The organism is Mycolicibacterium lutetiense, from assembly GCF_017876775.1.
Classification (GTDB): Bacteria; Actinomycetota; Actinomycetes; order Mycobacteriales; family Mycobacteriaceae; genus Mycobacterium; species Mycobacterium lutetiense.
In genome coordinates, this window is sequence record NZ_JAGIOP010000002.1 from 951,065 (window position 1) to 966,760 (window position 15,696).

Here is a 15,696-nt window from a genome sequence, read left to right on the forward strand (position 1 = left end):
CGCATGCGGGATCAGTCGTGGCGAGGCTGATACACGTCGGGCACTCCGTCATGGTCGGCATCGACGGTCTCCCGCCGGTGAATCCGGCGGTACGCGGCATTACGCGACACCAGAACCACCGACGCGAGCAGCCCCGCCACCACCGATCCGGTGACCACCGCGATCTTGACGTCATCATCGGCAACGCTGCCCGGCCCGAATGCCAGCTCGCCGATGAGTAGCGACACCGTGAAACCGATCCCGGCCAGCAACGCGACACCGAGCACGTCCCGCCAGGCAAGGTCCTCGTCGAGGCTCGCGTGGGTGAAGCGGGCCATGAGATACGTCGTGCCCAGCACGCCGATGGGTTTGCCGAGTACCAGGCCGGCGATCACCCCGATCGTCACAGGGTGTGACAAGGCGTCGGCGAAGCCCGACCATCCGCCGACCGTCACGCCCGCGGCGAAGAACGCGAACACGGGCACGGCGAACCCTGCCGAGAGCGGCCGTACGAGGTGTTCGAAGTGTTTGGCCGAAGCGTGGCGGCCCAGCACCGGCACGGTGAACCCGAGCACCACCCCGGCCACCGTGGCGTGCACACCACTGGCGTGTACGAGCGCCCAGGCCGCGATGGCCGGCGGCATCAGGATCCACCACTGGCGCACACCCCGCTGCACCGCAAACCCATACAACGCGATCGGGATCAGCGCCCCGGCCAACGGCCCCAGCGCCACGTGATCGGTGAAGAACACGGCGATCACCAAGATGGCCAGCAGATCATCGACGACCGCCAACGTCAGCAGGAAGATCCGCAGCGCAGCAGGCAAATGGGTGGACACCACCGCCAGTACGGCCAGCGCGAAGGCGATATCCGTGGCAATCGGCACCGCCCACCCGTCGATGGTCTCCGGATGGCCCGAGAACAGGTTGATCCCGACGAAGATCGCCGCAGGCACCACCATGCCGCCGACAGCGGCCGCGATGGGCAGCGCGGCGCGGGCCGGGTCCCGCAGATCTCCGGCGACGAACTCACGTTTGAGCTCCACACCGACGACGAAGAAGAAAATCGCCAGGAGGCCGTCGGCGGCCCAGGCCGACAGGCTCAGATCGAGGTGCAGGGACTGCGGGCCGACGACGAATGCCGACAGCCGGTGATAGCCGCCCGACCACGGCGAATTCGCCCATACCAGCGCCGCGCCAGCCGCCGCCAGCAGCAACGCCCCGCCCGTCGTCTCGGTGCGCAGCAGGTTCGAGACCCGCTGCCATTCCAGCCACGATCCCCGCGCCAGCAGGCGCCGGTTGGCGGGTTCACGGCGGTCACGCATTCGGGCTCCTGAAGTCAGCGAGGGATGCACGCCGACCAGACTTCCCGGCACACCTGCGGTTTACGCTAACAGGCCGAGTCCACTGGCAAACGCCGGCAAAATCCGTGGCAGCGCGTCAAACCGGCGGCAGATCCCCCACCGTCATGATTACGTAAGGTGTTGAGGAAGTCGATTACTCCGGGGTGCGGGTTGAGTCCATTCGATAATTACTACGCGCGTACGGCGCTGCTTGCTGCGCAGGGCAAGCGCACCCGGATGCAACGCACGATCGGGGTCACGATCGTCGGGTTGAGCCTCATCCCGCTGCTGGTGTTGACCAGTCCGAAAGGTCCCCACGGCGGCCTCCAGTACGTGGCGGTGGGCGTCAGCATCGGCGGACTGGTCCTGGCGCAGTGGTGGTGGCGTCGGCAGTGGCCCAGCCGCACGCAGTCCTGGATCGTCGTGTCCATCGGCACGGCCTGTATCGCGGCCACCTGCATCCTGCTGGTGGACCCGGTCGTCGGACTCATGGGTTCCAGCGCATTGAGCCTGATCACCGCCTACACCGCATTCCTGCACAGTCGCCGGGTGCTGCGCCTGACCTGGCTGGCCTCCGGTGTGGTGGTGGGATTCCTCGCATACCGGGTGGCGCTGGTCGACGCCTGGCTAGCGATCGCCGGCACGCTGGTGACAGTCCTGGTGATCCTCTGCACCTCGGCGTTGTGCCGGATGGCCGTCGAGTTGATCGAACCCGACCGCGTCCAGCACCCGGGCGAGATCGACCCGCTGACCGGGCTGCTCAACCGGGAAGCATTCGACATGCACACCGCCACCATGCTGGGCTCGCACAGCCGTCACGATGATCAATACCTGGTGGTCGTGGCGGTCGGCATCGATGACATGGCGCTGCTCAGCGACATGGACGGCAACCACAGCACGTTGCACGCCCGCGTCGCCGTCGCGCAGGCGATCCGCGAAACCGTGCGCCACAAGGTTCCGCTCGCCCACGTGTCCGACAGCGAATTCCTGATCGCCGACGTGTTCAAGACCAACGACCCCTCACCGCTGGTCAATCGGATCCGGATGGCCCTGACCACCACGCCCATGCGCCTCACGGCCAGCATCGGCTCGGCCTGCAGCCAGTTGCGCCCACTGACCGAACTGCCCACCCCGCAGATCGTCGACGCCCTGGTGGCATTGGCGGTCACCGCGATGAAGCAATCGAAGGCTGAGGGCGGAAACCGCGCCACCTACGCCCACTTCCCCACCCCGACGGTGGGTCCCGACGCCCAGGAGTGAGGCCGGTGCGACGGCCGCGTCAGCGGGTCAGCACCGCGATGCACTCCACGTGGTGGGTGAGCGGGAAGGAATCGAACACCCGCAATTCCTCCACGGTGTAGCCGTGCCGTAGATACAGCCCCACGTCACGGGCGAATGATGCAGCCTCACAACCGATGTGGATGACTCTCGGCACCTCGGTGGCAGCCAGCGCGTCGATCACCTCGCGGCCGGCACCGGTCCGCGGCGGATCGAGCACCACCACGTCGGCGCGCCCCGACTGGGCGGACAGGGCCCGACGCACCGAATCGGTGACCACCGAAACCCAGGGCAGGTCGGCCAGCGCGCTGCGCGCCGCGCGTGATGCCCCGCGGGACGTGTCGACGGTCAGCACCTGCCCGTCCGGACCGACCTGTTCGGCCAGCGCGGCGGCGAAAACCCCGGCGCCGCCGTACAGATCCCATGCCGTCATGCCCGGCTGCAGCCCGGACCAATCGGCCACCAGCCCGCTGTAGAGGGCCGCCGCGTCGCGGTGGGCCTGCCAGAATGCCGTCACCGGCAGCATCCACTGCCGCCCGCCGATGCGCTGCACCGCCTCGTACTCGCCCTCGACGACGCGCGTGGCATTCTTGGGAGTCCCCCCACGGCTGCCTTTACGGCCGGCCGCCTTGGGACCTGATTGCACGACGTGCCTGCGGCCGTCGGCGTCCAGCACGACATGTACATGCGAGCCCGGCGTCCAGCGCATCTCGGCCAGTCCGTCGATCAGCTCCGCCGGCAGTTGTCCGCAGCGCAGATCGGTGACCAACTCGGCGCTGTGGTAGCGGTGAAATCCGGCCCGACCGTCGGCGGAGGTGTCCAGCCGCACCCGGGTGCGCCAGCCGCGTACCTCACCGGCACCGACCGGTTCGGCCACCGCAGTCTGCTCATCACGCCAGGTGTATCCGCCCAGCCTGGCCAATTGGTTGGCCACCACCGAGCCCTTGAGCCGCCGCGCGGCACCCGGCTCGGCGAATGCCAGATCGCAACACCCGGCACCGTCGACGCCGGCGATCGAGCACAGCGGATCGATACGGTCCGGGGATGCCTCGATGACCTCGACAACCTCGGCGTGCCAATACGATCCGCGTTCGTCGAGCACCTTGGCCCGTACCGTCTCGCCGGGCAGGGCATAGCGGACGAACACCACCCGGCCATCGTGACGGGCCACGCAACTGCCGCCGTTGGCCGCCGGCCCCGTGGTCAGTGTCAGTTCGGTCATTCCAGGAACCCCCGACGTGCGTCGCCCGGGATGGCGCGAGGCTGTAGCGCCTTCAGCCGCTCCGACGAATTCAGTTGCCACGGAACGGATGTCACCATCACGTTGGGGATGAACAGCAGCCGGCCTTTGAGCCGCAGCGCACTCTGGTTGTGTAGCACCTGTTCCCACCAGCGCCCGACCACGTATTCCGGGATGAACACCGTCACCACGGTACGCGGAGATTCCTTGGTCACCCGTTTGACGTAATCGAGAACCGGCCGGGTGATCTCACGGTAAGGCGAGGCGATCACCTTCAACGGCACGCTGATGTCACTGTCCTCCCACTGGTGCACCAGGGCGCGGGTCTCGGCGTCGTCGACGCTGACCGTGATCGCCTCCAGCAGGTCCGGCCGGGTGGCACGGGCGTAGGCCAGCGCCCGCTTGGTCGGCAGATGCAGCTTCGAGACCAGGATCACGGCGTGGTTGCGGCTCGGCAAGACGATGTCACCCGCGTCCTCGTCCTCCTTCTCAAGCTCACGGGACACGGTGTCGTAGTGCTGGTGAATCATCTTCATCACGACAAACATCGCGGCCATCGCCAGGATGGCGATCCAGGCACCGGCGACGAACTTGGTGACCACCACTACCACCAGCACCGTGCCGGTGGCAGTCAGACCGATCGCGTTGATGACCCGGGACCGCATCATGCGCCGCCGCACCGCGGGATCGGTTTCGGTGCGCAACAACCGCGTCCAGTGCCGGACCATCCCGATCTGGCTGAGCGTGAACGATACGAACACCCCGACGATGTAGAGCTGGATCAGCGCGGTCGTCTCCGCGCGGAACGCCACCACGAAGGCGATCGCGGCAAGGGCGAGGAACAGGATGCCGTTCGAGAACGCCAGCCGGTCACCGCGGGTGTGTAGCTGGCGCGGCAGGAACCGGTCCTGGGCCAGGATCGACCCGAGCACCGGGAATCCATTGAAGGCCGTGTTGGCGGCAAGCATCAGGATCAGTGCGGTAACGAGTGCGATGAGAAAGAGACCCGGGCCGAAATTGTGGAAGACCGCATCGGCGAGCTGAGCGATCAAAGTCTTCTGGTGGTAGTCCGCCGGCGCACCGATCAGCTGTTCGTGAGGCCGCTCGGCAATCTGCACCCCGGTCGCCTTCGCCAACAGGATGATGCCCATGAACAACGACACGGCGATGACACCAAGTAGCAACAGGGTGGTGGCAGCGTTGCGCGACTTGGGCTTCCGGAACGCGGGTACACCGTTGCTGATCGCCTCGACACCGGTCAACGCCGCCGAACCGGATGAGAATGCCCGGGCCACCAGGAACACCAGTGCGAAGCCCAGCACCTCGCCGTGCTCGGGACGCATCTCGAAACCGGCGGATTCCGCGCGCAGCGGATGGCCCAGCACGTAGATCTGGAACAGACCCCAGCCCAGCATGATGTACATACCGACCATGAACGCATAGGTGGGGATGGCGAACGCCGTGCCCGACTCCCGCAGCCCGCGGAGGTTGAGCGACGCCAGGACGACGATCGCAATCACCGCGAACATCACCTTGTGCTGGGCGATGAACGGAATCGCCGAACCGATGTTCGACATCGCCGAGGACATCGACACCGCAACGGTCAGCACGTAATCCACCATCAGCGCGCTGGCCACCGTCAACCCCGCCGTGGGCCCGAGGTTTGTGGTGACGACTTCGTAATCGCCACCACCGGACGGATAGGCGTGCACGTTCTGCCGGTAGCTGGCGATCACGATGAACATCACAGCCGCCACCGCCAGGCCGATCCAGGGCGTGAGGGAATAGGCCGTCAGCCCGGCCACCGACAGCACCAGGAAGATCTCCTCCGGTGCGTAGGCCGTCGACGACAACGCATCGGAAGCGAACACCGGCAGGGCGATCCGTTTGGGCAACAGGGTGTGCGACAGCTTGTCGCTGCGGAACGGCCGCCCGAGGACCAGACGGCGCGTCGCCGTCGAAAGCTTGGACACGAGAGCCAAGACTAAGCCCGAAGGGGAAAAGTCGTCACAAAGCTGTAGCGTTCGAGTCCAACGGATGAGCGCAACAGCGCTCGTCTGCCACCGGAAAGGACCGTCGGGTGCGTGTAGTCGTCATGGGATGCGGCCGGGTGGGCGCCTCCCTCGCAGACAGCCTGGCCCACATCGGCCACGAGGTCGCGGTCATCGACCGCGACAGCACCGCGTTCCACCGGCTCTCGCCCGAGTTCACCGGTGAGCGTGTGCTGGGCATGGGCTTCGACCGCGATGTGCTGCTGCGTGCCGGCATCGAGGAGGCCGGTGCGTTCGCCGCGGTGTCCTCCGGTGACAACTCCAACATCATCTCGGCCCGGGTGGCCCGCGAGACGTTCGGTGTCGAGCGCGTGGTCGCGCGTATCTACGACGCCAAGCGTGCCGCGGTCTACGAGCGGCTGGGCATCCCCACCGTGGCCACCGTGCCGTGGACCACCGATCGTCTGCTCAACGTGCTGACCAAGGAGACCGAGACCACCAAGTGGCGGGACCCGTCCGGAAACGTGGGCGTGGCCGAACTTCCGCTGCACCAGGATTGGGCCGGGCATCTCGTCACCGACCTGGAGGCGGCCACCGGCGGCCGGGTGGCCTTCATAATCCGGTTCGGCAGCGGTTACCTGCCCGAGCACAAGACCGTGATCCAAGCCGGCGATCAGGTGTACATCGCCGCGGTATCCGGGCACATCGCCGAGGCGCTGGCCATCGCGGCACTGCCACCGAGCGAAGACCTGGAGTCCCACTGATGAAAGTTGCGATCGCCGGGGCCGGCGCCGTGGGCCGCTCCATTGCCCGCGAACTGCTCGAGAACAACCACGACGTGACGCTGCTGGAGCGCAACCCCGGTCACATCGACGCCGACGCCATTCCGGCCGCGCACTGGCGGCTGGGCGATGCCTGCGAGCTCAGCGTGATGGAGTCGATCAAGCTCGAGGAATTCGATGTGGTGATCGCCGCGACCGGCGACGACAAGGTCAACGTCGTGGTCAGCCTGTTGGCCAAGACCGAATTCACGGTTCCGCGCGTGGTGGCCCGCGTCAACGATCCCCGCAATGAGTGGCTGTTCGACGAGAACTGGGGTGTGGACGTGGCGGTGTCGACGCCGCGCATGCTCGCCTCGCTCGTCGAGGAGGCCGTCGCGGTCGGCGATCTGGTGCGCCTGATGGAGTTCCGCAAGGGACAGGCCAACCTGGTCGAGATCACCCTGCCCGACGACACCCCGTGGGGCGGCAAGCCCGTCAAGCGGCTCGAGCTGCCCCGGGACACCGCACTCGTGACAATCCTGCGCGGAGCCAGGGTGATCGTGCCCGAATCCGACGACCCGCTCGAGGGTGGGGACGAACTGCTGTTCGTTGCCATCACCGAGTCCGAGGACGAACTGCGCGAGCTGCTGCTGCGTCCCGCGCCGCGTTAGATCTCAGTCGGCGCTCTGCGCCGCATCCTGAGCGTGCACGGCGCGCTGGGCGGCCCTGATGGCCAGATACGTCACCAGTGCGGCCACGGCCGTCAGCGGCCAGCCCATCGCGATACGTGCGAAACCCAACCAGCCGGTCTGGTCCGAGTCGTACAAATACTGCTGCACCAGAAACCGAGACCCGAACACCGCAACCCAGGTGAGGGTGGCGATGTCGAATGCCACCACCGCCTGTCGGACGTCGCGCCAGGCCCGGTCGTGCGAATTCACCCAACCCCAGATGTAGCCGACCACCGGGCGCCGGATGATCACCGATACCCCGAACAGCACTGCGTACACCAGCGAGCTCCAGATGCCAAGCAGGAAATAGCCTTTCGACTCCCCCACCACGTACGCGATCAGGGCGCTGACGCCCACCGCGAAGAATCCCGACACCGCGGGCTGGACGGATTCGCGGCGGATCAACCGCCAGATCAGGATCAGTGTCGCCACGCCGAGCGCGGCGGCAATCGCCGGCATCAGGCCGAACGTCGTGGACACCGGAACGAACACCACCACCGGCAACGACGAATAGATCAGGCCGCTGATGCCACCCATCTGGTCCAGCACCGCACGTCCGCCGCCATGGGCAGGGGTCAGCGCCGGGTCATTCTCGGGGGGTTCAGGTGCGTTGCCTGTGTCCTTTTCGGGCTGGCTCACTTCTGAATTTCGTACCGGGGGTTGTAAATCGCCTTGGTGCCGTTCTCCAACTTGCCCACCCGGCCGTGCACCCTCAGGGTGCACCCGGATTCGATACCCGGAATGCGGCGCTGTCCCAGCCACACCAACAACACCGTGTCGGTACCGTCGAACAACTCGGCTTTGATGCCGCCGGAACAGCCCTTGCCGTTACATTCCACGCTGCGCAGAGTGCCGACCATCGTGACTTCTTGGCCACGTCGGGCGTCGATCGCCTTCAGCGCGCCGGTATTGGCGGCCTCGTCGCTGAGCTCTTCGACATCAAGCTGTTCGGGGTCTTCTGTCAGGCGTCGCGTAAGTCGGCGCAGATACCCTTCGGCCGTAGCCATGGCCTCTCCTGACCTTCTGCGGATCCACTGTGAATCCGCCCAACCAACGCCACCGTAGACCTCTTGTGCACCGAATGCCACGTGGGGTGCGGGTCGGCACGCCGACGATTTGACGGGGCAGGCACGATCGTGTGATGAGCGTCATTCTGCGCGGCGTCCCAACCGTTCTCCTGCCTGGCACCGGGTCCGACGACAACTACGTCTACCGGGCATTTTCGGATGCCTTGCATGATGCAGGCGCGCTGGTGGTGACACCGCCGCCGACTCCGGACCGGCTCGTCGAGGGCTATCTGCGGGCACTGGACGACGCCGCCCGGTCGGGCCCCATCGCGGTCGGCGGGGTGTCCATCGGCGCTGTCGTGGCAGCGCGGTGGGCATTGGATCATCCCGGCCGGGCCGTGGCGGTACTGGCCGCCCTGCCGCCCTGGACCGGCAGCTCCCAGCATGCCCCCGCCGCGCTGTTGGCCCGCCAGTCGGCGGATCTGCTGCGCCGCGACGGACTGGCGGCCACAGTGGCGCAGATGCGGGCCTCCAGCCCGCCGTGGCTGGCCGACGAACTGGCCCGTTCCTGGGTCTGTCAGTGGCCCACGCTGCCCGACGCGATGGAGGAAGCGGCCGGTTACCGCGCACCCGGCAGTGGCGAACTCGAACAACTTCGGGTGCCGATGGGTGTCGCGGTGGCGACCGACGATCCCGTGCATCCGGCCGAGGTCGGCTACGAATGGGTGGCCGCAGCGCCGCAGGCAGCGCTGCGCTCGGTCACGCTCGAACAGATGGGGCGTGACACCGGCGTCTTGGGGGCCGCGTGCGTGGCAGCGCTGCTGGAGGCCGCCAGCGATACCGTCGCGACCTGAGGTGCTGCCCTACTAGCCGCCGGTGATGGTGCGCAGCTGCTGCATCGCCGAGCCCTGCACGCTGCGCCGCGCCACCGGCTCGGCCGGCGGCTGGTCCTGCGGTTGGTCCGGCGCCGCAGCGGCGAGCTGCTGGGCAGCCTGCTGCGCCGCGGCCTGTTGCGCCGCGGCGCGAAGTTGGGCTGCCATCGGCTCGGGTAGCTCCACCTGCAGCGGCGTGCGCACCGGCAGCGGAGTTTCCCCGCGACGGATCACGGTGTCGGCCAATGCGGTCCGCGCCTCGGCAGCGAGCGCATCGATGGTTTCGGGAGCACCGTTGACCACACACCGCACCATCCAGCGGTAGCCGTCGACACCGATGAAGCGCACCACGCCGCCGTTACCCGCGCCGACTACCTCGCGACCCCACGGGCCGTCCTGGATGGCCACCGAGCTGGCGTCCTTGCGCAGCGACTCGGCGAGCTCACCGGCCACCTCACGCCACAGGCCGGCGCTCTTGGGTGCGGCGTAGGCGGCGATCGTGAACCGCCCGTTGGGGGTCACCACCCACACCGCGCTCGGGGCCCCGGCCTCGTTGAGCTCAACCTGCACCTGGCCGCCGTCGGGCATGGGAATCAGCACCGAGCCGAGATCGAGCCGACCCTGCACCGCGACGGCGGGGTCGTCGAAGTCCTCGACCTCGAACGGGCCCCGGTCGTCGTCGGCCTTGTCTTCCGGCGCCGACTGCTCAACCTGCTCTTCGTCGTTCTGATCAGCCGTGTCATCAGCTGCATCGTTCTTGCGTTTTCCGAATGCCATCACAAACTCGCATGTCCGCCGGAGGAACCGTGGCCACCGTCGCCACGGGAGGTGTCAGCCAGGCCGGCCTCGTCGAACGAGGTCACCTCAACCAACTCGGGCAGTTCTACCCGCTGAACCAACAGCTGGGCAATCCGGTCACCCCGATTGATCACGATCGGCGTGACCGGATCGAGGTTGATCAGCGAGATCTTGATCTCGCCGCGGTAGCCGGCGTCGACGGTGCCCGGACTGTTGACGATCGAAAGGCCCACGCGTGCAGCCAAACCCGATCGCGGGTGGATCAGGCCCACCATTCCGTGCGGGATGGCCACGGCGAGGCCGGTGGGCACGAGCTCCCGCTGCCCGGGGGCCAGCTCGACATCGCGCGCGCTGTAGAGGTCTACGCCCGCGTCACCATCGTGCGCCCGCGTAGGCATCGGTAGTTCGCGGTCCAATCGGACGACCGCCAGAGAGGTGGACACGACGTCACAGATTACTCTGAGCCCCGTGTCAGACACGCGCGCAACTGCCCAAAACGTTCACTACCGCGAACGTTTGTGGGTTCCGTGGTGGTGGTCGCTGCCCGCTGCGGTGCTGGCAGGGGTGATCGCATTCGAGATCACCCTGGCCGCCCCGGCCATTCCGGCGTGGTTGCCTTACGCGCTGCTCTTCGGCGTGGCGGCGGCCGTGCTGATGTGGTTCAGCAAGACCGAATTGAAGGTGATCCGCGACAGCGGGGGCGACGCCGAGTTGTGGGTCGGTGACGCGCACCTGCCGACGAGCGTCATCTCCCGCACCGCGGAGGTGCCGCGGTCAGCGAAAACGGCCGCGCTGGGGCGCCAGCTCGATCCCGCTGCCTACGTCGTGCACCGGGCCTGGGTGGGCCCGATGATCCTGGTGGTGCTCGAAGATCCGGACGACCCCACCCCGTACTGGTTGATCAGTTCGAGGTATCCGGATCGCGTCCTGGCCGCGATCCGCGGCTGAGCCGCGAATCAGGCGGCGCAGTCCGTGCAGATCATCACGCCGTTCTTCTCGCTTGCCAGCCGGCTCCGGTGGTGCACCAGAAAACAGCTGGAGCACGTGAACTCGTCGGCCTGCTTCGGAACCACCCGGACGGACAGTTCCTCGCCGGACAAGTCTGCCCCCGGCAGCTCGAACGACTCGGCCGATTCCGTTTCGTCAACGTCCACCACGGCGGACTGCGCCTCGTTGCGGCGCGCTTTGAGCTCCTCGAGTGAGTCCTCAGAAACCTCGTCTGCTTCGGAACGCCGCGGGGCGTCGTAGTCGGTAGCCATCGTATGTGTCCCCTCCCTTACCCTGCAGCAGAGCTTTGTACCAGCGTCGAACGCATTCCCCAAATGATTCGTGCCCGTATTGCCACGTGTTTCAGTGTGATTTACATCACACTACCGTCTGAGCTCTGCTGTAACAGCAGACTCGATTGCGCTTAGAGTGCTCGTGTGGTCGCACAAATCACCGATGGCACCGCCTTCGACCGGCACGGTCGACCGTTCCATCGGCGCAGTTTCGTTCCCGGCATTGTGCTGTTCGTCGCACTTGCGGTGGTGACGATGATCGTGTGGATCATCGCGCTCAACCAGCCGACCGATGTGCACGAGGCCGCGGTGTGCAACCCGCCGCCCGCCAGCGATCCGGCAGCCCCCAAACTCGGCGAGCAGGTGGCCTTCTCGGCGATGACCGACGTCACGCCTGCACCACTGGCCGAGACCAGGATCCGGGTGCTCAACGCCAGCGGCCAGGGCGGCCAGGCCGGCGAGGTGGCCGGTGCGCTGCGCGATCTGGGCTTTGCCCAACCCGAGGCCGCGAATGACCCGATCTACGCCAACACACGGCTGGAATGCCACGGCCAGATCCGGTTCGGCCCGTCCGGCCGCACCGCCGCCGCCGCGGTATGGCTGGTGGCTCCGTGCACCGAATTGTTCCAGGACGAAAGGCCCGACGCCACGGTCGATCTGGCACTGGGCACCGAGTTCAGTGAACTCGCCAGCAACGACGACATCAAGGCCGTGCTGGCCAGCCTGCGACCCGACGCCACCGCACCATCGGATTCCGCGCTGCTGTCAAAGATCCATACCGGCGCCTGCTAGCGCGGCACGCAGATCGTCGGCGATGCCCGGCGCCGATGCCGCCGCGTACTCGGCGCCGGGAGCGCTCGGCAACCACACCGTCGCGCCGGCCTCGGCCGCGATCAGGGCCGCCGCAGCCCAATCCCAGACCTGGACACCGTCTTCGTAATAGGCGTCCAACCTGCCGGCAGCAACCATGCACAGGTCGAGCGCACACGAGCCGATGCGGCGCACGTCACGCACGGCGGGCAGAACCCGGGCCAGCACGCCGGCCTGCCGCGCGCGCCGGACGGGGTCATAGGCGAATCCGGTACCCAACAGCGCCATCGACAATTCCCCGACGGCACTGCACCGCAGCGGGGTCCGCACCCCGGCCCGCACCACCTCGGCGCCGTACCCCAGGGCAGCCGAGTACACCTCACCGGCAGGCACATTGGCGACGGCTCCGGCCACCGACCGGCCGTCGTACTGCGCGGCCACCGACACCGCATAGGCCGGGATTCCGTAGACGAAATTCACCGTGCCGTCGATCGGATCGAGCACCCAACTCAGTCCGTCACGGCCCTCCCGCTGACCGCCTTCCTCCTCCCCCAGAATCGCCTCTGACGGCCGCAACCCGGCCAGCCGCTCACGCAGCCACCGTTCGGTTTCGGTGTCGACGATCGTGACGGGATCGGTCGGGGTGCTCTTAGATCTGACAGTCCGCGCATCGTCACGTAGCCGGGCGCCGTCGGAGCTCGCGACGGCGCCGAAAACCTCGGCACGCCGGCGCGCGACGAATTCTGCGGCTTCGGTGGCGAGTTGCTCGGCCACCACCCTCAGAGCGGGCGCATCGAAACGGTTGTCGGTCACGGCTCTATCGCAACACCTTCTGACCGAAAAGTCGCTTCCGGGGGGATGTCGGACCGCAGGCACGAGCGTTGGCGAACTACTAGGGTGGGGGCGCGCCCTGGTTTGTCCCGCACCCTGTCCCGCAAAGGAGCACCCATGACCGCGTCCGATGCGCCCGCGGCAGATCCGGATCGCACCGCAGCCCCCCAGCACCGCGGATTCGGTGTCGACGTCGGGGGCAGCGGCATCAAGGGCGGCATCGTCGACCTCGACACCGGACAACTCGTCGGCGAGCGGTTCAAACTCGACACGCCGCAGCCGGCCACCCCGGAATCCGTGGCGAAGACCGTAGCTGCAGTGGTGGCCGAATTCGGCTGGACCGGCAGCGTGGGCGTCACCTACCCGGGGGTTGTCACCGAAGGAATCGTGCGCACCGCGGCCAATGTCGACAAGGGCTGGATCGGTGTGAACGCCTCTGAGGTGGTCAGCACCGCACTCGGAGGGCTGCCGGTGCGCGTACTCAACGACGCCGACGCGGCAGGTCTGGCCGAGGAACGGTACGGGGCAGGCAAGGACAACTCCGGTGTCGTGGTGCTCCTGACCTTCGGCACCGGCATCGGCTCGGCAGTGATCCACAACGGTGTGCTGTTGCCCAACACCGAGTTCGGCCACCTGCAGGTCGAGGGCAAGGAAGCCGAGCACCGCGCGGCGTCGTCGGTCAAGGAGCGCAAGGACTGGAGTTACGCGCGCTGGAGCGAAGAGGTGAACAAGGTTCTCGTGACGATCGAGAACGCCATCTGGCCGGACCTGTTCATCGCCGGCGGCGGCATCAGCCGCAAGTCGGACAAGTGGCTACCCCTGCTGAAGATCCGCACCCCGATCGTGCCCGCGACGTTGCTCAACACCGCCGGCATCGTCGGCGCGGCGATGGCCAGTGAGCTCCCGGCGACGACCGACCCGCAAGCTACCAACCGGTAACTTCGCCGACCGGTCCGGTCCGTGGGGCAAAATTTGCCGCTCGGCACGGGGAACTCCCGCACTGTCGTTACAATGGTCCTCGGCGGCCGCCTACCGAATAGCGGTGAATATCCCAGCCGATAAGAACGCCAACATTCGATAACAGACGCATTCGGTGGAGTATGCCCATACCCGCCGAGAATTTCGTGAGACCGAAAGGGTGTACGTGGCAGCGACAAAAGCAGCAAGCCCGGCGACCGACGAGCCGGTGAAGCGCACCGCTACCAAGACTCCCGCCAAGAAGGCACCGGCCAAGCGGGCAGCCAAGAGCACCGCGGCCAAGGCCGAGGGCGCCCCGGCCAAGAAGGCCCCCGCCAAGAAGGCGCCTGCCAAGAAGGCCACCAAGGCCGCGGCGAGCAAGCCCGAGGACATCAACGACGATCCGGACAGCACCGACGACCTGGACACAGGTCCGGGCGAGGATCTGGACACCGAAGACACCGACCTCGAGCTCGACGACGATCTTGACACCGACGATGACGTCGAGGAGTCCGGCGACGACGACGATGACGAGGACAGCAAGGAAAGCAAGGGCGCCAAGGCCGCCGCTCCGGCTGCGGGCAAGGCAGGCAAGTCTGACGAGGAGCACCCCGAGCCGTCCGACAAGGACAAGGCCTCCGGCGACTTCGTCTGGGACGAAGAAGAGTCCGAGGCGCTGCGACAGGCACGTAAAGACGCCGAGCTGACGGCCTCGGCCGACTCGGTCCGCGCGTACCTCAAGCAGATCGGCAAGGTGGCACTGCTCAACGCCGAGGAAGAGGTCGAGCTCGCCAAGCGCATCGAGGCCGGCCTGTTCGCCACCCAGAAGATGAGCGAGTTCGCCGCGAAGGGCGAGAAGCTCACCACTCAGGTGCGGCGTGACTTCCAGTGGATCTGCCGTGACGGCGACCGCGCGAAAAACCACCTGCTGGAAGCCAACCTGCGTCTGGTGGTGTCGCTGGCCAAGCGCTACACGGGCCGCGGCATGGCCTTCCTCGATCTGATCCAGGAAGGCAACCTGGGCCTGATCCGCGCCGTGGAGAAGTTCGACTACACCAAGGGCTACAAGTTCTCGACGTACGCCACCTGGTGGATCCGTCAGGCCATCACCCGAGCCATGGCCGACCAGGCCCGCACCATCCGTATCCCGGTGCACATGGTCGAGGTGATCAACAAGCTCGGCCGTATCCAGCGTGAGCTGCTGCAGGACCTGGGTCGCGAGCCCACGCCCGAAGAGCTGGCCAAGGAAATGGACATCACGCCGGAGAAGGTGCTGGAGATCCAGCAGTACGCGCGTGAACCCATCTCGCTGGACCAGACCATCGGCGACGAGGGCGACAGCCAGCTCGGTGACTTCATCGAGGACAGTGAAGCGGTAGTAGCCGTGGATGCCGTGTCCTTCACGCTGCTGCAGGATCAGCTGCAGTCGGTGCTGGAGACGCTGTCCGAGCGCGAAGCCGGTGTGGTCCGGCTGCGGTTCGGCCTCACCGACGGCCAGCCCCGCACGCTCGACGAGATCGGCCAGGTCTACGGCGTCACGCGTGAGCGCATCCGTCAGATCGAGTCCAAGACCATGAGCAAGCTGCGCCACCCCAGCCGCTCGCAGGTCTTGCGCGACTACCTGGACTAGTCCGGTCGCGTAGCCGACAGACAATGAGATCGGCCCCTCCGTCTGACGGAGGGGCCGATCTCGTATTTACCGTCCCTCCCCCAGCGACGGGATTTCCGACGGTCCCGTTGGGTGGAACACGCCCGCCGCCTCGGGGGGCCGGATGTGGTTTCGTTGGGCTGGCCGTATCCGGACGACCCGAACAGGCG

17 protein-coding genes are annotated in these 15,696 nt (G+C 67.0%); 8 read left to right on the plus strand and 9 right to left on the minus strand.

What is annotated here, in order from left to right; all coding sequences use genetic code 11:
• Nucleotides 1–11 precede the first annotated feature (11 nt).
• Nucleotides 12–1,304, minus strand: a complete 1,293-nt coding sequence (gene nhaA, locus JOF57_RS13870) for a Na+/H+ antiporter NhaA (protein ID WP_209917314.1) — start codon at nucleotides 1,302–1,304, stop codon at nucleotides 12–14.
• Nucleotides 1,305–1,493: 189 nt separating this feature from the next.
• On the opposite strand from nhaA, the gene JOF57_RS13875 reads away from it, so the two are divergent.
• Entirely contained in the window at nucleotides 1,494–2,582 is a 1,089-nt protein-coding gene (locus tag JOF57_RS13875) for a diguanylate cyclase domain-containing protein (RefSeq protein ID WP_209917315.1), read from the plus strand.
• A gap of 19 nt (nucleotides 2,583–2,601) precedes the next feature.
• Here the strand turns inward: JOF57_RS13875 and JOF57_RS13880 are convergent, their stop codons facing one another.
• Together JOF57_RS13880 and JOF57_RS13885 are read right to left on the minus strand one after the other, a co-directional pair.
• Nucleotides 2,602–3,822: a class I SAM-dependent RNA methyltransferase gene (locus tag JOF57_RS13880; protein WP_209917318.1), complete on the minus strand. Its 1,221-nt coding sequence runs from the start codon at nucleotides 3,820–3,822 to the stop codon at nucleotides 2,602–2,604.
• Nucleotides 3,819–5,822, minus strand: coding sequence for an APC family permease (locus JOF57_RS13885; RefSeq protein WP_209917320.1), 2,004 nt, complete (start codon nucleotides 5,820–5,822; stop codon nucleotides 3,819–3,821). The genes JOF57_RS13880 and JOF57_RS13885 overlap by 4 nt, the downstream gene beginning before the upstream one ends.
• Before the next feature lie 98 nt (nucleotides 5,823–5,920).
• Here JOF57_RS13885 and JOF57_RS13890 point away from each other — a divergent pair, with 98 nt between their 5' ends.
• Together JOF57_RS13890 and JOF57_RS13895 are read left to right on the plus strand one after the other, a co-directional pair.
• Nucleotides 5,921–6,595 (plus strand): potassium channel family protein, encoded by a 675-nt coding sequence (locus tag JOF57_RS13890; RefSeq protein WP_209917322.1) that lies wholly within the window; start codon nucleotides 5,921–5,923, stop codon nucleotides 6,593–6,595.
• A complete protein-coding gene (locus tag JOF57_RS13895) occupies nucleotides 6,595–7,263 on the plus strand; it encodes a potassium channel family protein (RefSeq protein ID WP_209917324.1) in 669 nt (222 codons plus the stop codon). The genes JOF57_RS13890 and JOF57_RS13895 overlap by 1 nt, the downstream gene beginning before the upstream one ends.
• Before the next feature lie 3 nt (nucleotides 7,264–7,266).
• Here JOF57_RS13895 and JOF57_RS13900 read toward each other — a convergent pair whose 3' ends face one another.
• A complete protein-coding gene (locus tag JOF57_RS13900; RefSeq protein ID WP_234938454.1) occupies nucleotides 7,267–7,902 on the minus strand; it encodes a DUF3159 domain-containing protein in 636 nt (211 codons plus the stop codon).
• A 56-nt stretch (nucleotides 7,903–7,958) separates the two neighbouring features.
• Nucleotides 7,959–8,330: an OB-fold nucleic acid binding domain-containing protein gene (locus JOF57_RS13905; protein WP_209917326.1), complete on the minus strand. Its 372-nt coding sequence runs from the start codon at nucleotides 8,328–8,330 to the stop codon at nucleotides 7,959–7,961.
• Between the two features lie 134 nt (nucleotides 8,331–8,464).
• On the opposite strand from JOF57_RS13905, the gene JOF57_RS13910 reads away from it, so the two are divergent.
• Entirely contained in the window at nucleotides 8,465–9,184 is a 720-nt protein-coding gene (locus JOF57_RS13910; protein WP_209917328.1) for an alpha/beta fold hydrolase, read from the plus strand.
• A 12-nt stretch (nucleotides 9,185–9,196) separates the two neighbouring features.
• On the opposite strand, the gene JOF57_RS13915 is transcribed toward JOF57_RS13910, so the two are convergent.
• Both JOF57_RS13915 and dut read right to left on the minus strand, forming a co-directional pair.
• Nucleotides 9,197–9,979 (minus strand): DUF3710 domain-containing protein, encoded by a 783-nt coding sequence (locus JOF57_RS13915; RefSeq protein WP_209917330.1) that lies wholly within the window; start codon nucleotides 9,977–9,979, stop codon nucleotides 9,197–9,199.
• Complete coding sequence (dut, locus tag JOF57_RS13920; protein WP_209917332.1) at nucleotides 9,979–10,443, minus strand: dUTP diphosphatase; 465 nt, start codon at nucleotides 10,441–10,443, stop codon at nucleotides 9,979–9,981. The genes JOF57_RS13915 and dut overlap by 1 nt, the downstream gene beginning before the upstream one ends.
• Before the next feature lie 25 nt (nucleotides 10,444–10,468).
• On the opposite strand from dut, the gene JOF57_RS13925 reads away from it, so the two are divergent.
• The gene (locus JOF57_RS13925; protein WP_209917334.1) at nucleotides 10,469–10,948 is read left to right on the plus strand and encodes a DUF3093 domain-containing protein; all 480 of its coding nucleotides are present in this window, start codon (nucleotides 10,469–10,471) and stop codon (nucleotides 10,946–10,948) included.
• Nucleotides 10,949–10,956: 8 nt separating this feature from the next.
• On the opposite strand, the gene JOF57_RS13930 is transcribed toward JOF57_RS13925, so the two are convergent.
• Nucleotides 10,957–11,259, minus strand: coding sequence for a DUF4193 domain-containing protein (locus JOF57_RS13930; protein WP_209917335.1), 303 nt, complete (start codon nucleotides 11,257–11,259; stop codon nucleotides 10,957–10,959).
• Between the two features lie 165 nt (nucleotides 11,260–11,424).
• Between JOF57_RS13930 and cei the strand changes: the two genes are divergently transcribed.
• A complete protein-coding gene (gene cei / locus JOF57_RS13935) occupies nucleotides 11,425–12,072 on the plus strand; it encodes an envelope integrity protein Cei (protein ID WP_209917337.1) in 648 nt (215 codons plus the stop codon).
• Here cei and JOF57_RS13940 read toward each other — a convergent pair.
• A complete protein-coding gene (locus tag JOF57_RS13940; RefSeq protein WP_209917340.1) occupies nucleotides 12,046–12,903 on the minus strand; it encodes an inositol monophosphatase family protein in 858 nt (285 codons plus the stop codon). The two genes, cei and JOF57_RS13940, sit on opposite strands and share 27 nt — an antisense overlap.
• 135 nt (nucleotides 12,904–13,038) lie before the next feature.
• On the opposite strand from JOF57_RS13940, the gene ppgK reads away from it, so the two are divergent.
• Together ppgK and JOF57_RS13950 are read left to right on the plus strand one after the other, a co-directional pair.
• On the plus strand, nucleotides 13,039–13,860 hold the full coding sequence (gene ppgK, locus JOF57_RS13945; protein ID WP_209917342.1) for a polyphosphate--glucose phosphotransferase: 822 nt from the start codon (nucleotides 13,039–13,041) through the stop codon (nucleotides 13,858–13,860).
• 205 nt (nucleotides 13,861–14,065) lie between these two features.
• Nucleotides 14,066–15,508, plus strand: a complete 1,443-nt coding sequence (locus JOF57_RS13950; RefSeq protein ID WP_407666568.1) for an RNA polymerase sigma factor — start codon at nucleotides 14,066–14,068, stop codon at nucleotides 15,506–15,508.
• Nucleotides 15,509–15,696 lie beyond the last annotated feature (188 nt).